A 22,990-nucleotide genomic window follows, 5' to 3' on the forward strand; every position below is an offset into this window, starting at 1 on the left:
GTTGCCCGTGAAGACCGGGCAAGTCCGCTCCACTGGTGGGTGGGGGTCGGTTACGCCGTTGGTCGTGATCGGGCCCGTTTTTACCTCAGGGACCGATCCGGCAGGGGGTTCGGGGTCTCCGGAAGCACCGTCCTGACCGATGGCCTGTGGCATCATGTGGTGGCGATCCGTGATGCCGCGGACGCCGAGTTGCGGCTCTATGTGGACGGCATCCTGGAGGGGAGTACTGCGGCCTCCTACAGTTCGGGATTTGTGGGGATCGATGCCACCTTGAACCTCGGTTGGGTGGATTATGGAGGTGGGTACCACTTTAGAGGAGAGCTTGACGAGGTGGCATTCCACCGTCGTGCCCTGAGTCAGGCAGAGATCACGGCCCATTATGAGAGCGGAGGCTTCGGGCGAGGATACTTTGAAGAGTAGGCCTTAGGGGGAGGGGGCAAAGACTGCAGATCTGAGCTCTCCCATCGTCCGCCCCCAAAAGAATAAAAACGATACCAGGACACCTTGAAAAATTGATTTTTTTCCAAGTTCAGCCTTGTGGGTACAGTCTTGTCTCCGGCATGTCAACCGTATGGCTACGGTAAGATTTGTCGCCTCCTTGGCCTTGATCGAAAAATCAGATTTTTCAAGGTAGCATGAGGCTTGATCTCTTGTTTTTATCTGGAAAAATCAGGGTATCCTTTTTGAGAGACCCGCCTGGATGGGCTATAAGGAAAGTGGCTGCAGGGTTGCGGCACAAGCCCCCTGTGTCAGGATAGATGTCGTCTCTTCTCGGAATTGTGTGTGGAGAGGGGGGAAAAGATGTGAAAGACAGGCCCCTGGTTCCTTTGCAGTCGCTTGCAGCTCTAGCCCTGAGACTCAGGCTTTCTGGACGATGAAAAACCATCTCTGGACATGCTGAGCGCTATCCTTCCTGGGGCTGATAAGCAGTGAGCTCAGAGCATCAACAGTCGTGTGGAGAAAGATCAAGATTCCAGCCAAGGCTTCATCGGCAGAGAGCGAGCCGGAACCGCTCGCTTGCTCTCTGAGGAGGCGTGCAGGCCTGCCTGATATGCGGGAAAAGGAGAGCTGTCCCGGTGCGTTGGAGGAAGATTCGTTTTTTTTTGGAGGGATGGTCGTTATGATTCCGTGGAAGATGAAGAGGGTGTGGCGAATATTTTGGCTGAGTCAGGGGGGGATTGGAATGTATGGTCGTTTTGCATCCCTGATGGGAGGCTGTTTTAGTGAACCATATTATGGTCGTGTTTCCCTGGCGAAATATAGTCAAAGAGGATTTGTTTCCCCCCTTGCCACTGTTTCGCATGAGCATTTTTTATATGGTGATAATGTGTTTCTTGATGATAGGGTCTTAATATATTGTGACTATGATGGAGGCGCCGTTGCCCTGGATGACAGAGTCTGTGTTTTTCGGGATACCATTATGCAAACAGGGCAGGGGGGAACCATTGAACTTGGCTCAGACACTTCTGTGCAGGCGAAATGTCTGTTTTCTGCTTATAAGGGGTTGATAAAGATCGGAAAAGATGTGCAGATTGCACCGAGTTGCAGTTTTTATTCCTATGATCACTCCCTGTCTGCAGGAACGCTTGTCAGGTCGCAGCCGTTGAAAAGCAAAGGAGGGATTGTTGTTGAAGATGACAGTTGGATTGGAGTTAATGCCGTACTGCTTGACGGGGTGACTGTTGGTAAGGGCGCCGTTGTCGGGGCAGGCTCTGTGGTAAATAGTGATATACCTCCAATGTCTATAGCCTGCGGCGTACCGGCAAGAGTCGTGAAGATGCGAGTCTCCTGAAGCTGTGATCCGGGAAGGGTCGCACGTGGGATTCAGCGGAGTTGCAAGAAGACGTATCCTGTCGGCACATTACGGCCAACAGGATACGCTGTCTTGTTACCTGCGTCTATCTCTGACGTTTGCCTGTGGTTATGGGTAAGTGAATGTAAATCTCTCCATGGTGGCCTCCAGTCAAGCCTTTACCTTCAGGCCAGCTCGAAAAAGTGTCTTTTCTTGCAAACTTGTCAAGACTTTACCCTTGGAATATCAGGCAAGTGCCTGCGGTGAAAGGTGTCGCAGGCCTTGACCTTGATCGAAAAATAGAATTTTTCAAGCTACCCTCTAGTGTGTACGCTATTGGAGGTCAAAGTCTTGGGGCGCAGATAAGGACTGGGGGGGCGGATCTGTGGGGCCTGGGGGCGGAGTGCCGCCTACAGGACCAATCGGGCCGCTGGATCTGATTGCGATGTCATCGTGATCGATATACATACTTCTGCTGTTGGCCACATCCTTGCTGTTTGAACCGACAGTAATGCGGGATATAGAGTTGATGGCTCCAAAGTCAACATTAGAGAAGTTGCCCATCAGTTCACCGTCTACCCAGTATTGATAGACTCCGTTGGGGATGTTAAAATGCACTTCAAACATGTGCCAGCTGCCGTCTGAGGTCTTGGTAGGGTAAAATTTGTCACCAAATCCCCCGGTATGGCGATAACTCTGGACCGTGGAGTAGAGTCGCATGTTTCCGGATCTGTCCATAAATTGAAATACCATCCCTGTGCCCGAGGGGGGATAGATGTACAGGCTTTTGTACTCCCGAAAAAAGCCGAACCCTGTTTCCCATCGCATATACCAACGCATCCAGAATTCAGTTTTAGCGGAATTAAAGCGTATGCTTATTCCTCCAGAGCCGTTGTTTGTGCCAGGGCCTACCCATTTACGCTGGCCTTTTCCCCCTGCCCCGCCAGGATAATTTGCAGCTGTGGTGATCTGGGTATATTTCTGATCAGGCTCTGTCCAGCCGTTCAGCCCCTTTTCCAGTCCGTCACAGTTAAGGGGATCGGTGTAGGTGTTCCAGTCAGCGCAGTCGTAGGTGGTTGACCAGGGAATGTTTATACTGGCAGAGGCACCGTAAGGGGAGAGCAGATACGCAAGAATTGCTGCCATAAAAAATAACTTCTTCATTGTTAACTCCTATACGAGAGAGCAGGTGGGGACTTAGTTCTCGGGCCATCCCCTGTGCTTTCGAGGTTGTACTTGGTATGTTTGGCTAATGGTTTCCCCTTCCCCCTCTTTTTTGGGGGAATACAGGGTTCTGTTACCGTTTTGTAATCAGGTGCTTTGTGATGCGTTCTAACAGAGACGCTGGTTTAAAGATCGTTGCCTGTGGTAGTAAAAGTTTCCTCGTTTTGGTCTGTTTTTTTTGGGTGTATTTTCAGTTTATTAGGCTCTGGGCCTTCACTTGCTTAAGAGCGTTTCCCTGAAAATCGTTTCCTCGCTGTCTGTGGCCACTCACTGATAGCTGTCTTGGTATCATGCAGTAATTAGGCCATTTTGTGCAGGATGATACTTTGGCTTTGCAGGGTTCTCTTCGAGGTAATCGTTGGTCGCGTCTTCCGGGTGGAGCCAGCTTGGCTGGAAACAAGTACGGTCCAGTAAAAATAGGCACTCTTATGGTTGGTTGCCAGCAAGGATCTGCTGTGGAGCATGATGCCGGAGCGAAACCATGCCAGGTTAGCCAGATCATGTTGTCCCCGGGAAAGCTGGGTGGCATGGAACCGCCGTCCCCTGCAAGTAGGTATGAGTTGCTGAAATTTCTGGGTCATGTGGGCTGCGTTTCGAGGCAGATTCTCTTTTACCTTAGGTCCGCTGTCCCTGCTTTTCCCGAATGCAGAGGGCTTGAGCGGCTGCTGGGGAAAACAGACTTTCTGTTGAGCAATCCATCTGCAAGCTCATGCCTCTGCGCTTGGTGGAGCACTTTCCACCCACCATAACCGGGCGTTACCGGTCGGTTGAGTGGTTGCCTTGGCGAAAGAAGGTCGTGTTTCCTTAATCGAGCCAGCTCAGATCTGGTCAAATGAAAGGGTATCTTCAGGCAGATGGCGGGACCTATGACGACGAGTTCTCCTCTGTTGAAGCTGTTGGGCAAACACCGGCCTGCTGCCGGGCAGGACTGTTGGGCGCTGCATCTCTGCCAGCAATAGCGATCTCTATGGAAGCTTTGCGATATGGCGCCTCCAGTCGACAACGGCTCTGCTCTGCCTCTGTCTCCTCTGGCGCGGAACATCCTTCCGGGTAGCATGCCCTGTGGAACGATCTCCTGGTGCTTCCCTGGGCTGCTGACCTTGGGGAGCACCGGCGAGTGGTGCATGGTTGTTATGAGCGATATTCATCTGCTGCTCCAGATCGGGAAAACCAAGCCGGAACCCGGATAACCGCTGTTGGCCAACAATTTCAAGGCTAAGGCTTGGGTGAGTTCTAGTTACTGGAGGCGATATTTAAGATCTCTGGAGGAGGTGTTGTGGATTCTGGTGGCTGCCAGGCGACTTCTTCACTGAAGCTACTGCTTGCTCCCTGGTCGTCATAGGCTGTGGCTGCAAAGTAGAGAGTGTCTCCTGGCGCCAGGTTGTTGACCGTAGCGTAAATTCTGCCGTTCACGGCCTGAGGCTTGCCGATGTCGAGCGTGGTTGTGTAGGCACGGCTTGAGGTCCCGTAGTGAATGCGGTAGCCGGCAAGGTTGGTCTCCGTGTTCGGCAGCCAGCTAAAGGTGGCGGATCCTGCTGCATCAGGCGGAGGTGTCTTCGTATCTGTCGGATTCCAGATAGCCTCTTGGCTGAAGCTGCTGCCTGTTCCCTGGTCGTCATAGGCTGTGGCTGCAAAGTAGAGAGTGTCTCCTGGCGTCAGGTTGTTGACCGTAGCGTAAATTCTGCCGTTCACGGCCTGAGGCTTGCCGATGTCGAGCGTGGTTGTGTAGGCACGGCTTGAGGTCCCGTAGTGAATGCGGTAGCCGGCAAGGCTGGTCTCCGTATTCGGCAGCCAGCTAAAGGTGGCGGATTCTGCATCAGGCGGAGGGGTCGTCGTATCTGTCGGATTCCAGACAGCCTCTTGGCTGAAGCCACTGCTTGCTCCCTGGTCGTCATAGGCTGTGGCTGCAAAGTAGAGTTTATTTCCAACGGTCAGGTTCTCGATGGTGCCGTAAATTCTACCGTTCACGGCCTGAGGCTTGCCGATGTCAATACTTGAGGTGTAGTTTCGGCTTGAGGTTCCGTAGTGAATCCGGTAGCCGGCAAGGGCTTTTTCCGTGTTCGGCAGCCAGCTGAAGGTAGCTGTCTGGCTCAAGGCAATACCTGTCAGGCTAAGATAAAAGAGCATGCTGAAAACTATCTTCTTGGCTGAGCCGGTGAGGCTATGATTCTTTGTTATGGCCATGGTATCCTGTCTTTCCTGCTTTTAATGTTTCAACAGGGAGATGGTGATTTCTCCCTGAATCTCTTTGATTTCAGGTGCTGTTGTTTGCTGATTATTCAACGGATATCTCCTGTTCTCCATCGTCATTCTCTCCTTCCACACCTGTGCCGATGCTTAAGTAGTATCTTGAGTCCCCGTTGCTGTTATCGTTGGCCTTTGACTGTTTATGGTCATTTTGGAGCTGAAACCCGGATGAATCTGCCTGCTCTAAGCCAACCATCTTTTTTTTCTCGCTAGTTGCCGATCTTGTATCAGGGAACAAAAAAGCTTGTCCGGGGGCAGCGGCTGGGGAACGCATCTCTTCCCGGCTGCTGTTCGCCTTCGTCTCGGACCTGCCTGCATCAAAGATTAAACCCTTGAAGTTGCCGCTTCCTTGCTGCCAGGCAATGTAATGGACAGCCTCTTCGGCAGCTTGCTCCTTACTCCCCTTTTGTTGTGAAAGTTGATACTCAAAGCCCTCGCCATTGATATCAGCTAGTTGGGCCCTGGTCGTTGTTTCCCTGTTGGTGGAACCGATGGTGGCCAGTACGATTGGTCTCTTGGCAAAAGGCTCTCTGAATTGAATAGCGTTGAGCCTGGTATATCCGGAAGCAATGCCTGCCTCCACAGTTGTTGTCTCGTTGAGGGCAAAACGCCCTTTTTCGACCACCAGGTAATTAACGGTCAGAGGGGCGTCTTTGCTATCTGAGGACGTCTCGGCGATGAATTTGATATCAAAGCCAGAGGCGTCGATATTTCGCAGTCGAACGGCGCCTGGGGGGAGGGTGCTCAATTTTGGAGCAGCGGTGACAACCACGGGGGTTGTAAAGGGTGTTTCCAGTTGAACCCTGACCCACTCGGAACTGATATCTATTTCACCCATTTCCAGGTGAAATGGTGCCTGCTTCTCGCTGTTGTTTACCCTGATGGTGGTGCTCACCGTGTCTATGACCTTCTGGTTTGCTGTTATCTGCAGGGATGCGGTAAAGTCAGCTTCTGTTGTATAGGTATGGCTGGCAGAGCGGCCGGTTGCGGTGGTGCCGTCTCCAAAAAACCAGGTGTAGTTATGAGAGGAATCGTTATTCTCTGTTGCTCCTTCGGCGTTAAAGGTAACGGTTAATGGAGCACGACCGCTGGCAGAAGAGGTGGTAATTTTTGTCTGTATCGGAGGCGTTCCGCCTGTTGGTGCTGAAGTGACTATAATGGGAAGACTCTCGAAGCTTGTCAGCCCATGGCGGTCTTTGGTGGTCAGGCGTACACCATAGGTGCCAGGCTCTGTAAAGGTGTGTTGGACCTGTTCTCCGGTGGAGACCTTGCCGTCTCCAAAATGCCAGGTGTGGGTAACCGGAGTGTCATCTCGGGGCGATGACTGGCTGCTCTTAAAGCTCACCTGTAACGGCGCTGGTCCGGTTGAGGCGGATGCCGAGATAATCGTGTTCAGGGCAGCCTCTGCTCCCTGGGCGATCAGGTCATTCTTGGGGGCGGCCTTGTCGGTCATTGTCGACGCTTGGGCTTTGTTGCTGTTATTAAAATGGTAATTTTTAGCTGAGGTGCTGGTAGCCGGCTTGTTGCCTGCGGCAAAAGAACGGGTGCCAGGTGCCTTGTCGCCAAGCGGGGACTGCCGGTCTGGACTGGCTACGGTTGGGGTGGATAGGGGGGAGCTGCCAGTGGTGGGTGTCGTTGCTAAGCGGGCAGAATGAATTTTTTTCTTGCTCTGAAAGGGGAACGGGGCTGAATGGGCGCTCTCGGAGCCATCGTTGAATAGGGCTGTAATGGTGAACAGGGTTGTGTCGCGTTGCGGAGACACTCGACAGTCCATGGAGAGGGCCTTGGGGTTACGGGTTTCGCAAACCTGACGGCCTTCCTGGTACATCCGAAAACCAGCCACGGCTGGGTTGCTTGGCGGGGTGTAGCCCCACTCAACATGAATGGATTGCTCGCCAGCAGCAGGGATGGCCGGACAGATGATACTGGCCAGCAGTATGGGTAATAGGGTGAGTCTGTAAGACATTGGTCTACCTATGGTCAAAAGGGGTCTTTGAGTGTTTTAGTATTTTCTGGTGAAAAAACTACCGGGCTGTCTTTAGCAAATAGAGTGCCAGAAGCGTTGTTGAGGGCAGGGTGACCTCAACTTCATCGTGCAAGGAGGCGACGCCGTCCGGCGATCTTCAAGATCAACTGGCCAAAGAGAGCAGAGGGAAGGGGGGAGGATGCCCCTGTTCTCCAGGCGCCAACGTGTGTAGGGAGGTATGGTATCTGGTGGCTAGGTGGCTAGGTGGCTAGGTGGCAACGAGAACAGCTCGCCTAAATCTCGACGAGGTATAGAGGGAGGTTTATGACTGACTGACGCTTTGTCTTGGCCTTGAGTGACCCCTCACCTTCAGCTGAAGCGCTGTGCCCTGTCTACTAAAAAGCAGAAGAACAAGCTGGAGTCGAGGCTGAATATGCCGAACCTCTTTGGAGGTGGAGGTGGAGGTGGAGGTGGAGGTGGAGGTGGAGGTGGTGGGTTGCCTTATCGCCTGGGGCAGGGTGGCTCCCATGTTGCGGGAACAGGGCCCGGCAAGCATGGGAGTTTGGCCGTTTATTTTCCTACAGTGATCTCGTCTTTGATTTTTTGGTACAGTTTGTCGCCAATGCCTTTGACCTTGACGAGATCTTTTTCGGTCTTGAATTTACCCATCTCTTTTCGATACTTGAGGACTGCCTCGGCCTTTGCCGGGCCAATCCCGGAGAGGCTCTCCAGTTCCTCCACAGAGGCGGTGTTGATATTGATCTTGGCAAGAGCTGCACCAGCAAAAAAGAGTACGAGCAAAAGTATCAGGGTTAGTTTCTTCACGTCGGTCTCCTTGGCTAAGATTGTACATTGTTAAGTCCCGTTTTCATTTCATATCGTATTGCCGCTTAGGGCGTGGTGTCAATGGAAAACGAGGGGTCTTTTTGGTATAACTGGCTATCGATACTAGGTTTTCTTTGTGTTGCAAGGGCTTGGTGGAGAAAGATGGAACTTCGGGTTTTGTTATTTTTCTGGTATCGTAGCGGCACTTTTTTTTCGAGGTCAATGGCTGCCGCAAAATGTGGCACTATGAAGGGGGATGAGCTCGGACCCATGAACAGGTATTCACAGGACCTTGAAGAGTGGACTCCCCTGTCAGGCTTGCTCTGCTGCAAGGCTGGTGTTCGCCTGAGACCGTGCCTGCTCTTGCTGTATCTGTCAGTCGTTAAGCTGGTAAGGAGCGTCTTTTCCATGTTTTTATGCCATGGCTGCCTGGAATATGATAAGATTTCAGGATCTATTAGCAGTGAGGAGGAACTGTGTATATGCATTCTTCGGAATTTTCAGAGAGTCTGATTGTTCATTTTAGACGGGCGGAGTTGTTGCGTGAAGAGGCGGTACAGTTACGGACCCTGGACTTGAACAGTCATCAGCTCTGTGACCTGGAGTTGTTGTTGAATCGGGGGTATTACCCTCTGAACGGCTATCTCAGCCAGGCTGATTATAACTCTGTGCTCGAGCGGATGGAGTTAAGCGATGGTTCGGTCTGGCCCATGCCGGTCTGCCTGGATGTGTCGGCGTCTACGGCAGCTCAGCTCTCCCCCGGACAACGTATCGCCCTCAATGATCAGGAAGGTTTTCAGCTGGCAATTCTTACCATCGGCGAGATCTGGCAGCCGGATAAGCTGCTCGAGGCGGCAGCCGTCTATGGAACCACGGATCCCCAACAACATCCAGGGGTGAAGCATTTGCTCCAGCAGACCGGGGAGTGCTATCTCAGCGGAGTGGTCGAAGGGGTTTCACTGCCCATTCACTATGATTTCAGAGATCTTCGCCTGACCCCCTCGGAAACCCACCGTCGCTTCACCCTGTATGGTTGGCGGCGGATTTTAGGTTTTCATACCCGCGAGTATCTCCACTGCGCCCATCGGGAGATGGTGTTGGCTGCGGCCCGCGAGATCGGAGCCAGTATCTTTCTCCATCCCGTGGTTGGCCTGGAGCACCCGGGCAGGCGGGATCATTACACCCAGGTCCATTGTTACCAGGAGTTTGTTACCCAGTTTCCCGCCAATATGATCCTCTTGGGGATCACTCCTCTGGCCGACCGTTTTGCCGGCCCCCGGGAGGCCCTCTGGCATGCCATGATCCGGAAAAATTTTGGCTGCAGCCATTTCATGGTGGCTGCCGATCACGGTGACCCCTTTGCCGGAGCAGGGCAGGACCTCTTCTATCCGCCCCGGGCTGCCCAGCAGCTGGTGGCGGAGATGAGTCCTCGTACCAGGATTGAGATGGTCCCGGAGCAGGCCATGGGCTACGTGGAGGCCAAGGCCCAGTATGTCTTTCTGGATAAGGTCAGCGATGACGAGGAGGTGAAAAATATCACTTCCTCGGAGTTGAAGAGGCGACTGGAGTGGGGGCTTGATATTCCGGAATGGTACTCGTTTGCAAACGTTGTCGATGAACTGCGCAAGGCCTTTCCGCCCAGGTCCCAACAGGGCTTTACCGTCTTTCTCACCGGCCTCTCCGGTTCGGGAAAATCGACCATTGCCAAGGTCCTGATGGTCCGCTTCATGGAGATGCGCGATCGGCCGGTCACCCTGCTTGATGGGGATATTGTCCGCAAAAATCTTTCCTCAGAGCTCAACTTTTCCAAGGAGCATCGCGACCTGAACGTGACCCGGATCGGCTTTGTGGCCAGCGAGATCACCAAAAACGGCGGGATCGCCCTCTGTGCCCCCATTGCCCCCTATGAAGAACCCAGGTCCGCCAACCGTGAGCTGATCAGCCGCTACGGCGGCTATATAGAGATCCATGTCGCCACCCCCCTGGAGATATGTGAACAGCGTGATCGCAAGGGGCTCTATGCCAAGGCCAGGGAGGGGCTCGTCAAGGGGGTGACCGGTATCTCTGATCCCTATATCACCCCGTCCAGCCCTGAGCTGACCATTGACACCAGCCAGCTGACCCCTGCCGAGGCCGTGCAGGAGATCATGCTTTATCTTGAGGAACAGGGGTATATTCGCTGAGTTGAGGGCAGGATGAAACGCTCCCTTTTCCTTGCCCTTGTCTTGGGCCTGATCGCGCCTTTTTTCTTTTTCGGCGGTCCGGGGTACCACGCCGAGCGTTCGTTTAAGGCTGGCTGGGATCTGGGACATATCGTTTTCTTTACCATTGCCGCCCTGCTCCTCCACGGTTGGCTGGAGCGAGGCCGGCAGTGGTCTTCGGCTCGCTGCCTGGGAGGGGTGTTTCTGCTGATTCTGCTTCTCGGGACAGGGGTGGAGCTTCTCCAGATGCAGCTGAACGGCCGATATCCAGATGGCTACGACCTGCTCCGTAACCAGTTGGGCGCCCTGCTGGGCTATCTTCTGGCCAGCCACGTCCGGGGACAGCTGTTGGCTCCGTGGTGGAGGCTGGCGCTTGGCCTGGTGGTTCCTGTGCTGCTGCTTGTTGCCCTCTGGCCCCTGGGGCGCAGCTTGACAGATGAGTATACCGCCCGGCAGCAGTTTCCCCTGTTGGCCGATTTCGAGACCCCCTTTGAGCAGTTGCGTTGGCTGAATCCCCGCCAACTCACCCGGCAGAGCACCATCGTCCGTCACGGCGACCATGCGGTTAAGGTCAGCTTGACCACCGCCCAATATTCCGGGACTTCACTCTTTTATTTCCCTGGTAACTGGCAGGGCTACTCCTGGCTCCATTTCAGCGTCTATAATCCCCTGGCCCAGGGCCTGGAGCTGCACTGTCGCATCCATGATCGCCAGCATAAGAAGAACGGCATGGTCTTCAAGGATCGGTATCATCAAAAATTTTTTCTCCACCAGGGGTGGAATGATCTTAAAGTATTTCTGACAGAGGTTGAGCTGGCCCCCGCCTCCAGGTCCATGGCCATGGAGCAGATAGAGGGACTTGGTTTCTTTGTGATCCGTCAGCCTCATCCCCGTGACATCTATCTTGATTATCTTTACCTGAGCAGGTAGCTACTGTGCGATTCTATCGGCCTCGATCTTTTTTTTCCCTCCTCCTTCTCGGCTTTTTCTTTGTCTCTCTGCCCCTGTTTACAGCCCTGTTCAGTTCTGTCCAGATTCTCGATGGCCTGCTCCAGCAGAGTGCGGTTGCCGTGTTTCGCTCTGTCAGTCGGGTGGAGAACTCCCGAAAGCTGGTCGATCTGCTGCATGATCAGGAGCGCTCAGCCCGGCTGTACAATGTCCTGGGGGAATCCGTCCACCTTCAGGAGGTCAACCGTGCCCAGGAAAAGGTGGAACAGGTCTTGGCCCATTTTATAATAAACAGTTCCGATGTCGAGCTCATCGGTCTCATCGAGCTGCTCGATGCCAAGGTTCGTCACCTGGTGGCGGCCCTGAATAAGGTCTCCGGTGACCCCGAGTCCCGCAAACAGACCCAGGAGACCACCCTGCTGCTCTACAGCGAGGTCGGCTCCATTGCCGCCAAGCTGGAGCGGCAGAGCAATACCCTGATGGTGAATGAGGTGGACCAGCTCCGGGAGAGCGTCCGCCGCAACAAGACCGCACTCTCCTGGCAGGTATCGGGATTGATCGGCTTCAGTGTCCTGCTGATCATTTTCTTTATTTCTCTGATCGTCAAGCCGGTCAGCCAGATAGACAAGGGGATCGATCGTCTGGGGGAAGGTGATTTCTCCACCCCCATTGCCGTGTCCGGATCCAGGGACCTGGAAGCCCTGGGGGAGAAGCTGGATTGGTTGCGTAAGCGGCTCAATAAGCTCGATCGGGAAAAGGTAAAGATGATCGCCCATATTTCCCATGAGTTGAAAACGCCGTTGGCATCCATCAAGGAGGGAGCCGGTCTCTTGAAAGACGGACTGGTGGGGACCTTGACCGTCAGCCAGGAGGAGGTGGTCTCAATTCTGGATAAAAATTGTGATAAGCTCCAGCGCCTGATTGAAAATATTCTGGATTTCAACATGGCCGAGGCCAAAGAGATGCCCATTGATCAGACCGAGCTGCCCCTGGATGCCCTGATCCGTGATGTGGCTGCAGATCATCATAACCCGACCCTGGCCAGGAACATTGCCCTGGAGCTTACCCTGGAGCCTGCTGCGGTCCTGGGTAATCTTCAACAGATTAAAACCGTCTTTGACAATCTCCTGGCCAATGCCGTCAAGTTTACCCCGGATAACGGTACGATCCGGATCTATATGCGGAAGAAATCAGGATCGGTCAATGTGATCGTGGAAGACAGTGGGCCCGGGATCAGCGAGGAGGATCGCGCCCAGATCTTTCTGCCTTTTTTCCAGGGAAACCAGCCTAAACAGGCGGCTGTTAAGGGTTCTGGCCTGGGGCTTGCAATAAGTAAAGAGTATGTGCAAAATTGTGGCGGGAGTCTGCGATTGCTACCCAGTCGTCAGGGGGCCCGTTTTTCAGTAACCTTACCTCGGATGAAAGGTGGCATGGAATGAGTTGGCGGTGGATTGCTTGGTGGATACTGTTGGCCTGTTGTTGTAGCGGTTGCGTCGGCCTGAGGCCACAGGCTTCGATTTATAATGGTCGTCAGGAGGCAAGTGTTGTCTTTTTTCCCACCCATTGCAGTAACCTGCTTTCCTGTATCAATGAATCACAGGATTTATCCAGGAAGGAGTTTTCTTCCTACTATAAGAAGAGTGTGGCTCAACAGGGTAAACAGCCGGCAGAGGAGGATCAGCTTCGTCTTATCTGTTTGAGTATGCATCAATATGCAAGCTATAAACAGTTTAAGCAGGGGTTGGAACTTTTAGAGAAGTACATTGATGGACATCCGGATGAAGAGGGAAGCCTCCAGGGCTTGAATCTGCTTTTAAAGCGCATTAACCGGGAGAAGATTAAGCGCTGGTCTCAGCAAAATCGACTGACCGATGAAAAAGAGGTGGTTGAAGAGGAAAATCGAGGCCTGTTGGAGACCGTTGCCGGCTTGGAGGGCCAAAGGGAGTTGGACCAAAAGCGGATCAATGAGTTGCAGAAGCAGATTGAACAGTTGAAAAATATAGAAAATATAATCAAAAACAGAGAGTTGTAGTGATGCCTCCGGGTGCAAGGGTAACAGATATGAGCGAGAAAAAATGCAGGATCCTTTTGGTCGACGATGAAGCCGATCTGCTGCGGTTGTGGAAGCTGCGTCTCCAGTCCAGTGGCTATGAGGTCTCTGTGGCTGAATGTGCCGAAGAGGCCTTGGCCACCTTTGCGGCGGTCAAGCCGGATGTGGTGCTGACCGACTTGCGGATGCCGGGTCTCGATGGGATGGCCCTGTTCGAGGCGATCCGTAATCTCAATAAATCCATACCAGTTATTATCATCACCGCCCATGGCTCTATCCCCGAGGCCGTGGAGGCCACCCGGCAGGGTGTCTTTTCTTTCCTGACCAAGCCCATCGACGGCAACGAGCTGCTGGAAGAGATTGAAAAAGCTTTGGAAAGCACCGGCGGATCCGGAGGGGACTCCTCAGGAGAGCGGGAAGAGTGGCGCCGGGAAATAGTCTCCCGCAGCGCGCTGATGGACGAGTTGCTCTCCCGGGCAAAACTGGTTGCAGAGACTGACTCCACCATCCTGATCCGTGGGGAGAGCGGCACCGGCAAAGAGTTGCTGGCCATTGCCCTGCACAAGGCCAGTAACTATAGTAAGGGGCCGTTTATCCCGGTCAACTGTACCGCCATTCCAGAGACGCTGCTCGAGTCAGAGCTCTTTGGCCATGTCAAGGGCTCCTTTACCGGCGCCTCCAGGAGTTATGCCGGGCTCTTTCAGTCGGCTCACAACGGTACCCTGTTCCTTGATGAGATCGGCGACATGCCACTCCATATCCAGGTGAAATTACTGCGAGTGCTCCAGGATCGACAGATCCGGCCGGTGGGCAGCTCCCAGCCGGTACCGGTGAATGTGCGTATTATTTCGGCCACCCATCGCAACCTGGAAGAGGCGATCCAGGCCAACGCCTTTCGTGAGGATCTGTTTTATCGCCTGAATGTGGTCAGCCTGGAGCTGCCGGCGCTGCATAAGCGTAAGGAGGATATTCCGCTGCTGGCAGAACACTTTGTCAGTGTCCTGACCGAAAGGGGAGACGGTAAACCCAAGAAGTTTACTCCGGAAGCCATGCAGACCCTGGTGGAGGCGCCCTGGCCGGGGAATGTCCGCCAGTTGTATAATGTGGTGGAGAATGCCGTGGCCCTGGCAACCTCCTCTTTTATCACCGAGGAGTTGCTCTACGATGCCATCAAAACCAACCAGAAGAAGATTGTTCCCCTGGCCGAGGCCAGGCGACAGTTTGAGCAGCAGTACCTGATCCAGCTCCTCCAGACCACCCGGGGCAATGTCTCCCAGGCGGCGAGGCTGGCCCACAGGAACCGGACCGATTTTTACAAACTACTCAACCGTCATCACATTGTGCCCTCCCTGTTCAAGTCCTAGGCGCCGACAGCCGGCAGATCTCTCGCTATCCGTTGCTGTCGTTTTTTTGCGACTAAGGGAGGGGCGACCCAGGGGTGTTTCTTAGGTTTCAGGGGGTTATGTTGTTGCTTTTTTGCGACTTGAAAGGGGTTGACAGTGGCTGCAGAAGAAGGTGGCCCGGCCGGCTAGGTTCTTCTTGCTGATGGGGGTTCGGCAGCTGGGGCAGGGGGCATCCTTTTTGCCATAGACGCTGAGTTGCAGTTGAAAGTAGCCTGCCCGACCGCTTGCCCCGAGAAAATCGGAGATCGTCGTTCCCCCTGCAGCAATGGCCTGTTCAAGGGTGGTTCTGCAGTGGGTAATGATCGCCTGCCACTGCTGTTGATTGAGCCCTCTGGCTGGGGACTCCGGGTGAATCCCTGCCTTGAAGAGCGTCTCGTTGGCGTAGATGTTGCCGACTCCGGCAATGAGGCGGCTGTTCATCAACATGGTCTTGACCGGGATGGTTCTCTTTCGAGCCAGGCTGAAGAGCTTTTCCGAAGTGAACCCCTCGCCCAGGGGCTCGATGCCTTCGTGGTTGGAAAAGTCCTGTTCGCTAAGAGCAGCCTCGGCAGCTGGCCAGACCATCACCCGGCCAAAACGGCGCACATCGTTAAGCCGCACGCTCAGGCCGTTGTCGAGCTGCAGGGCGAGGTGGTCATGCCTTGCCAGGGGGGTCTCATCTGCAAAGAGGCGCAACTTACCGCTCATCCCCAGGTGGATGACCAGGACCGCTTCGCTGGCCATGCGCACCAGCAGGTACTTGGCCCGTCGATCGATGGTGGTGATGAGCTGTTGCTTGATCTCTTTTTGGAGCAGCTGGACCGGCACGGCGGTACGCAGCCGTTTCCCGCTCCACTGGATCCTGATTACCCTGCGCCCCGGGAGGTGGGAGAGCAGGCCTTGACGGGTGACTTCCACCTCCGGGAGCTCAGGCATGATCACCCTCCTGGCTACAGGCGATGACATAGTCCTTGAGCAGGGCCAGGCGGACCTCAACCGGTCCGCCGTCGGGACTCCTCTCCAGGGAGCAGGCCATGGTCCAGCACCTTTCGCTCTCCTGGCGGATGCCCTGCACCTCAATGCCGCTGAACAGGGAGGGTTGGTCGTGGAGCATGCTTTTCTTGATCGCCTCCTTGGCTGCCCAGATCAGGGTGAGGGTGAGGAGCTTGTCGGTGTCTCTTAAAAGCGACGTTTCCCCGGGGCTGGTGAATTTGTCCGCCACCAGCTCGATCTTGGCCAGGATCTTCTGGATGTCGACTCCACAGCGCCCCTGGCACGAACAGAAGGCTGCGGCGTAGCCATGGCTGTGGCTGATGGATATCTGTGGCAGTCGTGTCAGGCTGGAGCGCTCTCCATGTTCCAGGTAGGGGCGGCCATGTTCATCGGCCAGGATGGATAAGCTCTTGGCCCGGGCTGTGCGGAAGGCAGGGAGCAGGCTGAGACAGTACTTGGCGGCGAGTCTGCCGCCGAGCCACTCCAGGTAGCGTTTGGGATAGCTGAAGCCGGCGCAGCGCTGTTGCTCGGCCTCGGACAGCAGGGAGCACCACCAGGGCGGGGTGGCCGCGTAACTGTGCAGTGCCTTGAGCAGGGAGATATCGGCCAAGGCCAGGGTGGAGGTAGCTGTGCCCGCCAGATGGGCAAAGGCCGAGGAGAGGCGCTGCATCTCGGGGAAAAAACAATGCTCAGGATTGTGTTCCCCCCCCTCTGCCGGTTGCCAGGGAGAAAGCAGGGGAAGAATGGTTGTTAAATCCATGGAATGGGGTATGGTCCACCTGATTAGCTTAAGGCTACCTTGAAAAGTTGTTTTTTCTGCCAATCTCTGCGTTGCGCTTGAAATTTTATCCACTGAATATCAAGCGTATGCCTGCGGTACATTTTATCGCGCGCCTTGGCCTTGATCGAAAAATCGAATTGTTCAAGACCGCAGAGCTGAACCCTATGCTGCCGCGACCCGGGTCATGTGGGGCTCGGTTCATTTCCCAGAGACTCTTCTTTACTCTACAACGTTATGGCTGTGTTTGCTGAATTTAGTCTGTTTGATATCTTTGTTGTTCTGATTCTGCTGTTCTTCCTGATCCGCGGGCTGTGGATTGGCTGTGTCCGTCAGTTGGCAGCCTTCTTTGCCCTGGTCGGCGGCTACTGGCTGGCCGCCCGCTACCATGGAGAGCTGGCGCCCCTTGTGGATCACTTTCTGGATGAGCCCAAGCTCATCTTTCTGGTCAGCGTGATTGCGCTGTTTATGGTGGCCGTGCTGGTGTTCACCCTCCTGGGGAAACTGCTGCACAAGGTGGTACAGATCACCCTGATGGGTTGGTTTGACCGGCTTCTGGGCGGTGGGCTGGGGGTGCTGAAGGGGCTGGTGATCAGCTCACTGCTCTACATGTTTCTTGCCTCCAGCCTTTCCGCCTCCAACAGCTTGCTGGGCCGCTCTTTTACGGTCCCCTACCTTCAACTCGGTGCAGCCCAGCTGCAGCGTCTTATCAATGATCCGCGTCTGCGTGACTACTTTAATCCCAAGAAACCGGCCATCGGTTCCCAGGAGAAGGCACGCTCCAAATCCTCCTCGCCGGGAAAGAACTAGGCAGGAGTTGTCTCGGCTGGTGTGAGGGCTGGGGGGAGAGCCTGCCGGCGCTGGGCTGCAGCTCTCCCGGCCCGGGGCTCCTCAGCCTCCAGCCTCCTCAAGCAGTTGAGCACGATATTCCCGGGCCATCCGTGCCACATCCTCCTTCCAGTCCACCATCAGATTCAGACCCGCCTGCTTGAGGCGATGGTTTTCCAGGATAGAGTTGGCCGGTCGTGGTGCAGGCGTCGGGTATTCCTCGGTGGTACAGGGCTCCATGGAGTAGGGAACCTGCATGCAGTCCAGGAAAAATCTGGCCCCCTCGTACCAGCTGGAGTGGTTCTCGGCGCTGGCATGGATGATCCCGGTGAGTTCGTGCTCCAGGAGGAGTTCGATCTGGGCAGCCAGGCGCCAGGACCAGGTTAAAGAGCCATACTGGTCGTTGACCACCCGGATGGTGCGTTCGGGGTCGGCCACGGCCAGACGCAGCATGGTTTTGAGGAAGTTCTTGCCTCCCATGCCGTAGAGCCAGGCCGTGCGGATGATCAGGTGGTTGGTCAGGGACTGGACCGCCTGGTCCCCCTTGAGTTTGGTCTGGCCGTAGACCGAGAGCGGCCGTGCCGCTGCGTCTTCTCGATATGCCTGGGGAGCAGGCAGGGCCCCGTCATAGACATAGTCGGTGGATATCTGCAGCAGTCGGGTGTTGTACTCTGCACATTGCTCGGCCAGGAGCTGGGGCCCCAGGGCATTGACCTCCAGACAGCGCTGTTGATCGGTTTCGCAGTTATCCACGGCCGTGTAGGCCGCGCAGTTGATGACCGCCTCCGGTCGGTGGGCAGCGAACAGGGCGGCCACCTGGGCACCATCGGTGATATCCATATCCTGGACATCACAGCAGGCCACGGTATGTTTGGGGGAAAGGGTGTGGAGGCAGTCCTGGCCAAGCTGGCCGTTGGCTCCGATGATCAAGAGTTTCATGGTGCTCGCTCCTAGGAGAGATCGGCCACGATATCCATCAGATACTGGCCGTATTGGTTTTTCATCATAGAGGCAGCGAGCTCTTCCACCTGCTTGCTGTCGATGTAGCCCTGGCGAAAGGCGATCTCTTCCAGGCAGGCAATCTTCAACCCCTGCCTATCCTGAACTGCCTGGACGTAGCTGGAGGCCTGTTGCAGTGACTCGTGGGTGCCGGTGTCCAGCCAGCAGAAACCGCGACCCAGGAGCTCTACGCTCAGCTTGTTCTGCTTCAGGTAGGCATTGTTGATATCGGTGATCTCCAGTTCCCCCCGTGCCGAAGGGCGGATCGAGCGGGCGATCTCGACGACCTGCTGATCGTAGAAGTAGAGTCCGGGTACCGCATATTTGGATTTGGGCTGGCTCGGTTTTTCCTCGATGCCGATGACATGGTTGTGGGCGTCAAATTCCACCACCCCGTAGCGTTGGGGATCCTTGACCAGGTAGCCGAAGATGGTTCCCCCTTCCTGGAGTTGGCTGCAACGGGAGACGATCTCGGCAAAGCCGTGGCCAAAAAAGATGTTATCCCCCAGGACCAGACAGGTGGAGTCTCCGTCGATAAAGGATTGGCCGATCAGAAAGGCCTGGGCAAGTCCCTCGGGCCGCGGCTGTTCCGCATACTGGATGTTGAGCCCCAGGTGCTCGCCGCTGCCGAAAAGCTCTGTAAAGCGGGGGAGATCGTGGGGGGTCGAGATGATAAGGATATCCCGGATGCCGGCCAGCATCAGCACCGACAGAGGGTAATAGATCATCGGTTTATCGTAGACCGGGATCAGCTGCTTACTGAGCACCCGGGTAAGGGGGTAGAGGCGGGTGCCGGAACCTCCTGCCAGAATAATGCCTTTCAATGGCTCGCTCCTGAGAGTATTGGGCATCTGGCCACAGGCTGAGAGGCGGCCTGGCTGTTGTCGCCTGGTCGTTGGCGGTGACCGCTTCGATTGGCGGCGGTCACCCCCTGGCGAGCGTGTGGGCAGATCCTGTTTGTCATAAAAGAAACAACTCGTTGCGGGGTGGAGAGGAAGTGTGCTACCTTTCTGCTTGTACAGTGCGTTGTTTGTTGCACACACCTTAGCACGCTACATACTGCATTTCCCGATTTCTTTCAAATAACATTCCCCAGGTGACGAGAATGAGTGATTCGGTCCGTTGCTTCACGGCCTATGATATTCGCGGCAAGGTGCCGGATGATTTGGATGAGGAGCTGGCTGCCCTGATCGGTCTGGCCTTTATTGAGCACTTTGCGGCCAAGAAGATTGTGCTTGGTCATGATATGCGCCTGACCAGTCCGGCCATTTCCCGGGCCCTGACCAGGGCCGTGCTTGCCCGAGGCTGCGATGTGGTGGATATCGGTCTCTGCGGCACCGAAGAGGTGTATCACCGGGTCTTTGCCGGTGCTGACCAGGGGGTTGATGGCGGGATCATGATCACGGCGAGCCATAACCCTGCCGCCTATAACGGCATGAAGCTGGTGCAGAGAGAGGCCCGGCCGGTCTCCGGGGAGAGCGGCCTGGCAGAGATCGAAGCCCGCGTCTCGGATACGACCTGGCGCCGGCAGGCGGGAAAGGATTCCGGTGTGCCGCCGGGCAGCTACCGGCTGGAGGAGGAGAAGGGTGGTTACATCCAACACCTGCTCTCCTCTGTGGATCTGGAGCAGCTGAAGCCCCTGAAGCTGGTGGTGAATCCGGGTAATGGCTGTGCCGGGCCGATCATCGACCTGTTGGAGTCCCATCTGCCCTTCACCTTTATCCGCCTGCAGGAACAACCCGACGGCAGCTTTCCCAACGGGGTGCCCAATCCCCTGCTACCGGAAAAGCGGGCCGTGACCGCCGAGGCAGTAAGGGAACACGGTGCGGATCTGGGGATCGCCTGGGACGGTGACTTTGATCGCTGCTTTTTCTATGATGAAACCGGCCGATTCATCGAAGGCTACTATATCGTCGGTCTCCTGGGGACCGCCATCCTCCAGCAGCATCCCGGCGCCACCATCCTCCACGATCCCCGCCTGACCTGGAACACCATTGAGATGGTGGAGGCCGCCGGAGGCCATCCCCTGATGACCCGCACCGGGCACGCCTTTATCAAGGAGAATATGCGGGCAGCCGACGGGGTCTACGGGGGCGAGATGTCTGCCCATCACTACTTTCGCGACTTTGGCTACTGTGATTCCGGGATGGTGCCCTGGCTGCTGGTGACCCAGCTGATGAGCAGCTCCGGTCAACCGCTTTCGGCCATGGTCGATGATCGGATGCAGCGCTTCCCGGTCAGTGGGGAGATTAACTCGACCGTGGCAGATCCCGATGGGATTATCCGTCAGGTGGAAGAACGCTACCGTGACGGTGAGCTGGACCATACCGACGGGATCTCCGTCAGTTATCCGGAGTATCGTTTTAATATACGTAAGTCCAACACCGAGCCGGTGTTGCGGCTCAACGTCGAAACCAGGGGTGATGCAGCCTTGCTTCACCGCACAACAGAGGAACTCCTGGCATTGATCCGGGGTTAGGGATAGGGGTATTTCATGGCTATTCAACCGATTATTCTTGCCGGGGGAACAGGTTCCCGGCTCTGGCCCCTGTCCCGGGAGTTGTATCCCAAGCAGGTGATCAGCCTGACCGGGGAGCTCTCGCTCTTGCAGACCACCATCAAGCGGGTTGCCGAGCTTGAGCATGCCCGGGCACCCATTGTGGTGGTAGGCGAAGAGCATCGTTTCATGACCAAGTCCCAGCTGGAAGAGCTGGAGCTGTTCAAGGACTTTCAGATTCTGCTGGAACCCATGGGCAAAAACACGGCACCGGCCATCTGCGGGGCCGCGGCCTTTGTTGCCCGTCAGGGGCACGGTGAGGATACCCTGCTGGTACTGCCGGCAGATCACCTGATTACCCGGCCGGAGATCTTTGCCCAGGCGGTTGAGCGGGCTGTGGCCCTGGCAGAACAGGGGATGCTGGTGACCTTTGGCATTGTCCCTGACCATCCGGAAACCGGTTATGGCTACATTGCCAAGGGAGAGGGGGGCAAGGTGGAGCGCTTTGTCGAAAAACCGGATCTTGTAACAGCCCAGGCCTACCTGACCCAGGGAGGCTATCTCTGGAACAGCGGCATGTTTACCTTCTCTGCCCAGACCCTGTTGGCAGAGATGCAGCTCTATGCGCCAGAGGTGGTGGAGTGTATGGCTGAGGCCGTCGAACAGGGGCGGTTTGATGGGGTGTTTTTCCGCTTTAACCGGGAGATCATGGCCTCCTGTCCCTCGGATTCCATCGACTATGCCCTGATGGAGAAGACCCGGAATGCAGCCGTTGTGGAGGCAGATATCGGTTGGAGTGATATCGGTTCCTGGCAGGCCCTGTGGGAGGTCGCTGACAAGGATGAGCGGGGCAACGTGGCCGGCGGCGATGTCCTGCTGGAGGACGTGGAGAACTCCCTGGTCCGCTCCGAACATACCCTGGTTGCAGCGGTGGGCTTGAAGAATACCATGGTGATCGAGACCGCCGATGCCGTCCTGGTGGCCCCCATGGATCGCTCCCAGGATGTGAAAAAGATCGTTACCCGCCTGAAGCGCGAGAAGCGCGGGGAGTTCCAGGTCCACAAGACCGTCTATCGTCCCTGGGGCTCCTATACCACCCTGGAGATGCAGGATCGCTTTCAGATCAAGCGGATCACGGTGAATCCAGGGGCCAAGCTCTCGCTGCAGATGCATCATCACCGTCACGAGCACTGGGTGGTGGTTTCCGGTACGGCCCGGGTGGTGAACGGTGAGGAATCGATCCTGCTCCAGGAGGACCAGTCGACCTATATCCCTTCGGGAACCAGGCATCGACTGGAGAATCCCGGGGTGATCCCCCTGGAGTTGATCGAGGTGCAGATCGGGAGTTATCTGGGGGAGGACGATATCGTCCGTTTTGATGACGACTACGGGCGCCAGGAGGAGTAGGCCCCGGCTGCCGGGCTCATCCTCCCGCAAGGACCAGCCGGTCTCTGCCCGCCGGGCTTTGTCGTCGGCCGGGCTTTCTGCTGTGCCTTGAGATGGGGGGGGACGCTCTGGGGCGGTCCGGAGAAGGGGTTTGCCGCAGCGAGTCTGAGATGAGCCCTGGTGAGACAAGCCTTTGGCAGCGGTTTAGGGTTGAGCCTGGAGCCCTGGATCTGCAGGGGGGGAACCCTTTTTCTGGGAGTCGTGGAAGGCCTCTACATAGGCATAGAGGATGTGGCGATCGTTTTCGCTTACGTGGAAGAACTCTATGCCGTTTTGGTGCATGCCCGAGGAGTAGGTGGTGTAGACGATCCGGCCCATGATGTTGACCAGTTTATCGTCAAGCTCCAGGGTAAGCATCACCTGCTGGCCTTGGGGGAGCGGGATATGGGTTTCCATGAGGATGCCGCCCTTGCTGACATTCAAGGTCCTGGCCATGGAATATTCTCCCTGCCGTCCCTGCTCGTCGACCACCAGGTAGTCAAGCAGGTTCAAGGATTCGGGTCTGGCATGACTTCTTCGTTCCGTGTTCATCTGGGGCCTGTGGCAAACAGGTTATAGGGGGCCGCTTTCCCGCGGCTTATTGGCGGATTTTTTAGGTCCATCTTTTATAGTTATTCGATATTCTTCTCCTATGCAATCCTTGAACATGGTTTTTTTTCCTCCTGATCAATTTTTTTGAACAACCCAGCCGGCAAGGCGGTCCTGGCTTGCGCGCCTGAGCTCAACTGCGCGTACCTTTCAGGGGCGTATCTCAAGCGGGACGGATCTCCCTGCCTCTGCCCCGGGGAAGTGTTGGGGCTGTTCGATGGTCACT

At 55.6% G+C, this 22,990-nt stretch carries 19 protein-coding genes; 10 read left to right on the top strand and 9 right to left on the bottom strand.

The genetic code is table 11. The features are described from left to right. Positions 1-420, top strand: a 420-nt coding sequence (locus tag G494_RS24700) for a LamG domain-containing protein (RefSeq protein ID WP_035247730.1), incomplete at its 5' end; no start/stop codon positions are given. 532 nt (positions 421-952) lie between these two features. Then, positions 953-1,792, top strand: a complete 840-nt coding sequence (locus tag G494_RS28005) for an acyltransferase (RefSeq protein WP_269746634.1) — start codon at positions 953-955, stop codon at positions 1,790-1,792. A 333-nt stretch (positions 1,793-2,125) separates the two neighbouring features. Here G494_RS28005 and G494_RS0120140 read toward each other — a convergent pair whose 3' ends face one another. The 4 genes from G494_RS0120140 to G494_RS0120170 form a co-directional block, all read right to left on the bottom strand. After that, a complete protein-coding gene (locus tag G494_RS0120140) occupies positions 2,126-2,956 on the bottom strand; it encodes a hypothetical protein (RefSeq protein WP_028585959.1) in 831 nt (276 codons plus the stop codon). Positions 2,957-4,249: 1,293 nt separating this feature from the next. Next, positions 4,250-5,200 carry a fibronectin type III domain-containing protein gene (locus G494_RS25875; RefSeq protein ID WP_051305917.1) on the bottom strand — a complete coding sequence of 317 codons (951 nt, stop codon included), beginning with the start codon at positions 5,198-5,200 and terminating at the stop codon, positions 4,250-4,252. A 91-nt stretch (positions 5,201-5,291) separates the two neighbouring features. Next, entirely contained in the window at positions 5,292-7,247 is a 1,956-nt protein-coding gene (locus G494_RS24710; RefSeq protein WP_153305974.1) for a PKD domain-containing protein, read from the bottom strand. Positions 7,248-7,799: 552 nt separating this feature from the next. Continuing rightward, a complete protein-coding gene (locus G494_RS0120170; protein WP_028585963.1) occupies positions 7,800-8,054 on the bottom strand; it encodes a ComEA family DNA-binding protein in 255 nt (84 codons plus the stop codon). 482 nt (positions 8,055-8,536) lie between these two features. On the opposite strand from G494_RS0120170, the gene G494_RS0120175 reads away from it, so the two are divergent. The 5 genes from G494_RS0120175 to G494_RS0120195 all read left to right on the top strand — a co-directional run bounded on the left by G494_RS0120175 (position 8,537) and on the right by G494_RS0120195 (position 14,617). Beyond that, positions 8,537-10,237 (top strand): bifunctional sulfate adenylyltransferase/adenylylsulfate kinase, encoded by a 1,701-nt coding sequence (locus G494_RS0120175; protein WP_028585964.1) that lies wholly within the window; start codon positions 8,537-8,539, stop codon positions 10,235-10,237. A 12-nt stretch (positions 10,238-10,249) separates the two neighbouring features. Continuing rightward, complete coding sequence (locus G494_RS0120180; RefSeq protein ID WP_028585965.1) at positions 10,250-11,185, top strand: VanZ family protein; 936 nt, start codon at positions 10,250-10,252, stop codon at positions 11,183-11,185. Between the two features lie 5 nt (positions 11,186-11,190). After that, complete coding sequence (locus tag G494_RS0120185; protein ID WP_028585966.1) at positions 11,191-12,642, top strand: HAMP domain-containing sensor histidine kinase; 1,452 nt, start codon at positions 11,191-11,193, stop codon at positions 12,640-12,642. 263 nt (positions 12,643-12,905) lie between these two features. Beyond that, positions 12,906-13,235, top strand: coding sequence for a hypothetical protein (locus G494_RS0120190; RefSeq protein WP_153305975.1), 330 nt, complete (start codon positions 12,906-12,908; stop codon positions 13,233-13,235). A gap of 29 nt (positions 13,236-13,264) precedes the next feature. Next, a complete protein-coding gene (locus G494_RS0120195) occupies positions 13,265-14,617 on the top strand; it encodes a sigma 54-interacting transcriptional regulator (RefSeq protein ID WP_028585968.1) in 1,353 nt (450 codons plus the stop codon). Between the two features lie 96 nt (positions 14,618-14,713). On the opposite strand, the gene mutM is transcribed toward G494_RS0120195, so the two are convergent. Both mutM and G494_RS25880 read right to left on the bottom strand, forming a co-directional pair. Further along, complete coding sequence (mutM, locus tag G494_RS0120200) at positions 14,714-15,571, bottom strand: bifunctional DNA-formamidopyrimidine glycosylase/DNA-(apurinic or apyrimidinic site) lyase (protein WP_028585969.1); 858 nt, start codon at positions 15,569-15,571, stop codon at positions 14,714-14,716. Further along, positions 15,564-16,388: a 4'-phosphopantetheinyl transferase family protein gene (locus G494_RS25880; protein ID WP_028585970.1), complete on the bottom strand. Its 825-nt coding sequence runs from the start codon at positions 16,386-16,388 to the stop codon at positions 15,564-15,566. Before G494_RS25880 ends, mutM begins: the two co-directional genes overlap by 8 nt. 261 nt (positions 16,389-16,649) lie before the next feature. Here G494_RS25880 and G494_RS0120210 point away from each other — a divergent pair, with 261 nt between their 5' ends. Next, the gene (locus G494_RS0120210; RefSeq protein WP_161630028.1) at positions 16,650-17,216 is read left to right on the top strand and encodes a CvpA family protein; all 567 of its coding nucleotides are present in this window, start codon (positions 16,650-16,652) and stop codon (positions 17,214-17,216) included. An 81-nt stretch (positions 17,217-17,297) separates the two neighbouring features. On the opposite strand, the gene rfbD is transcribed toward G494_RS0120210, so the two are convergent. Next, complete coding sequence (gene rfbD, locus G494_RS0120215; RefSeq protein WP_028585972.1) at positions 17,298-18,173, bottom strand: dTDP-4-dehydrorhamnose reductase; 876 nt, start codon at positions 18,171-18,173, stop codon at positions 17,298-17,300. Between the two features lie 11 nt (positions 18,174-18,184). Next, the gene (gene rfbA / locus G494_RS0120220; protein WP_028585973.1) at positions 18,185-19,057 is read right to left on the bottom strand and encodes a glucose-1-phosphate thymidylyltransferase RfbA; all 873 of its coding nucleotides are present in this window, start codon (positions 19,055-19,057) and stop codon (positions 18,185-18,187) included. 281 nt (positions 19,058-19,338) lie between these two features. Between rfbA and G494_RS0120225 the strand changes: the two genes are divergently transcribed. Together G494_RS0120225 and G494_RS0120230 are read left to right on the top strand one after the other, a co-directional pair. Further along, positions 19,339-20,712, top strand: a complete 1,374-nt coding sequence (locus G494_RS0120225; protein ID WP_028585974.1) for a phosphohexomutase domain-containing protein — start codon at positions 19,339-19,341, stop codon at positions 20,710-20,712. A gap of 15 nt (positions 20,713-20,727) precedes the next feature. Beyond that, complete coding sequence (locus tag G494_RS0120230) at positions 20,728-22,137, top strand: mannose-1-phosphate guanylyltransferase/mannose-6-phosphate isomerase (protein ID WP_084457146.1); 1,410 nt, start codon at positions 20,728-20,730, stop codon at positions 22,135-22,137. A 183-nt stretch (positions 22,138-22,320) separates the two neighbouring features. Here G494_RS0120230 and G494_RS0120235 read toward each other — a convergent pair whose 3' ends face one another. Beyond that, positions 22,321-22,707, bottom strand: a complete 387-nt coding sequence (locus G494_RS0120235) for a PilZ domain-containing protein (protein ID WP_084457148.1) — start codon at positions 22,705-22,707, stop codon at positions 22,321-22,323. Positions 22,708-22,990 lie beyond the last annotated feature (283 nt).

Source organism: Desulfogranum mediterraneum DSM 13871 (assembly GCF_000429965.1).
In the GTDB taxonomy this organism is placed as follows: Bacteria; Desulfobacterota; Desulfobulbia; order Desulfobulbales; family Desulfobulbaceae; genus Desulfogranum; species Desulfogranum mediterraneum.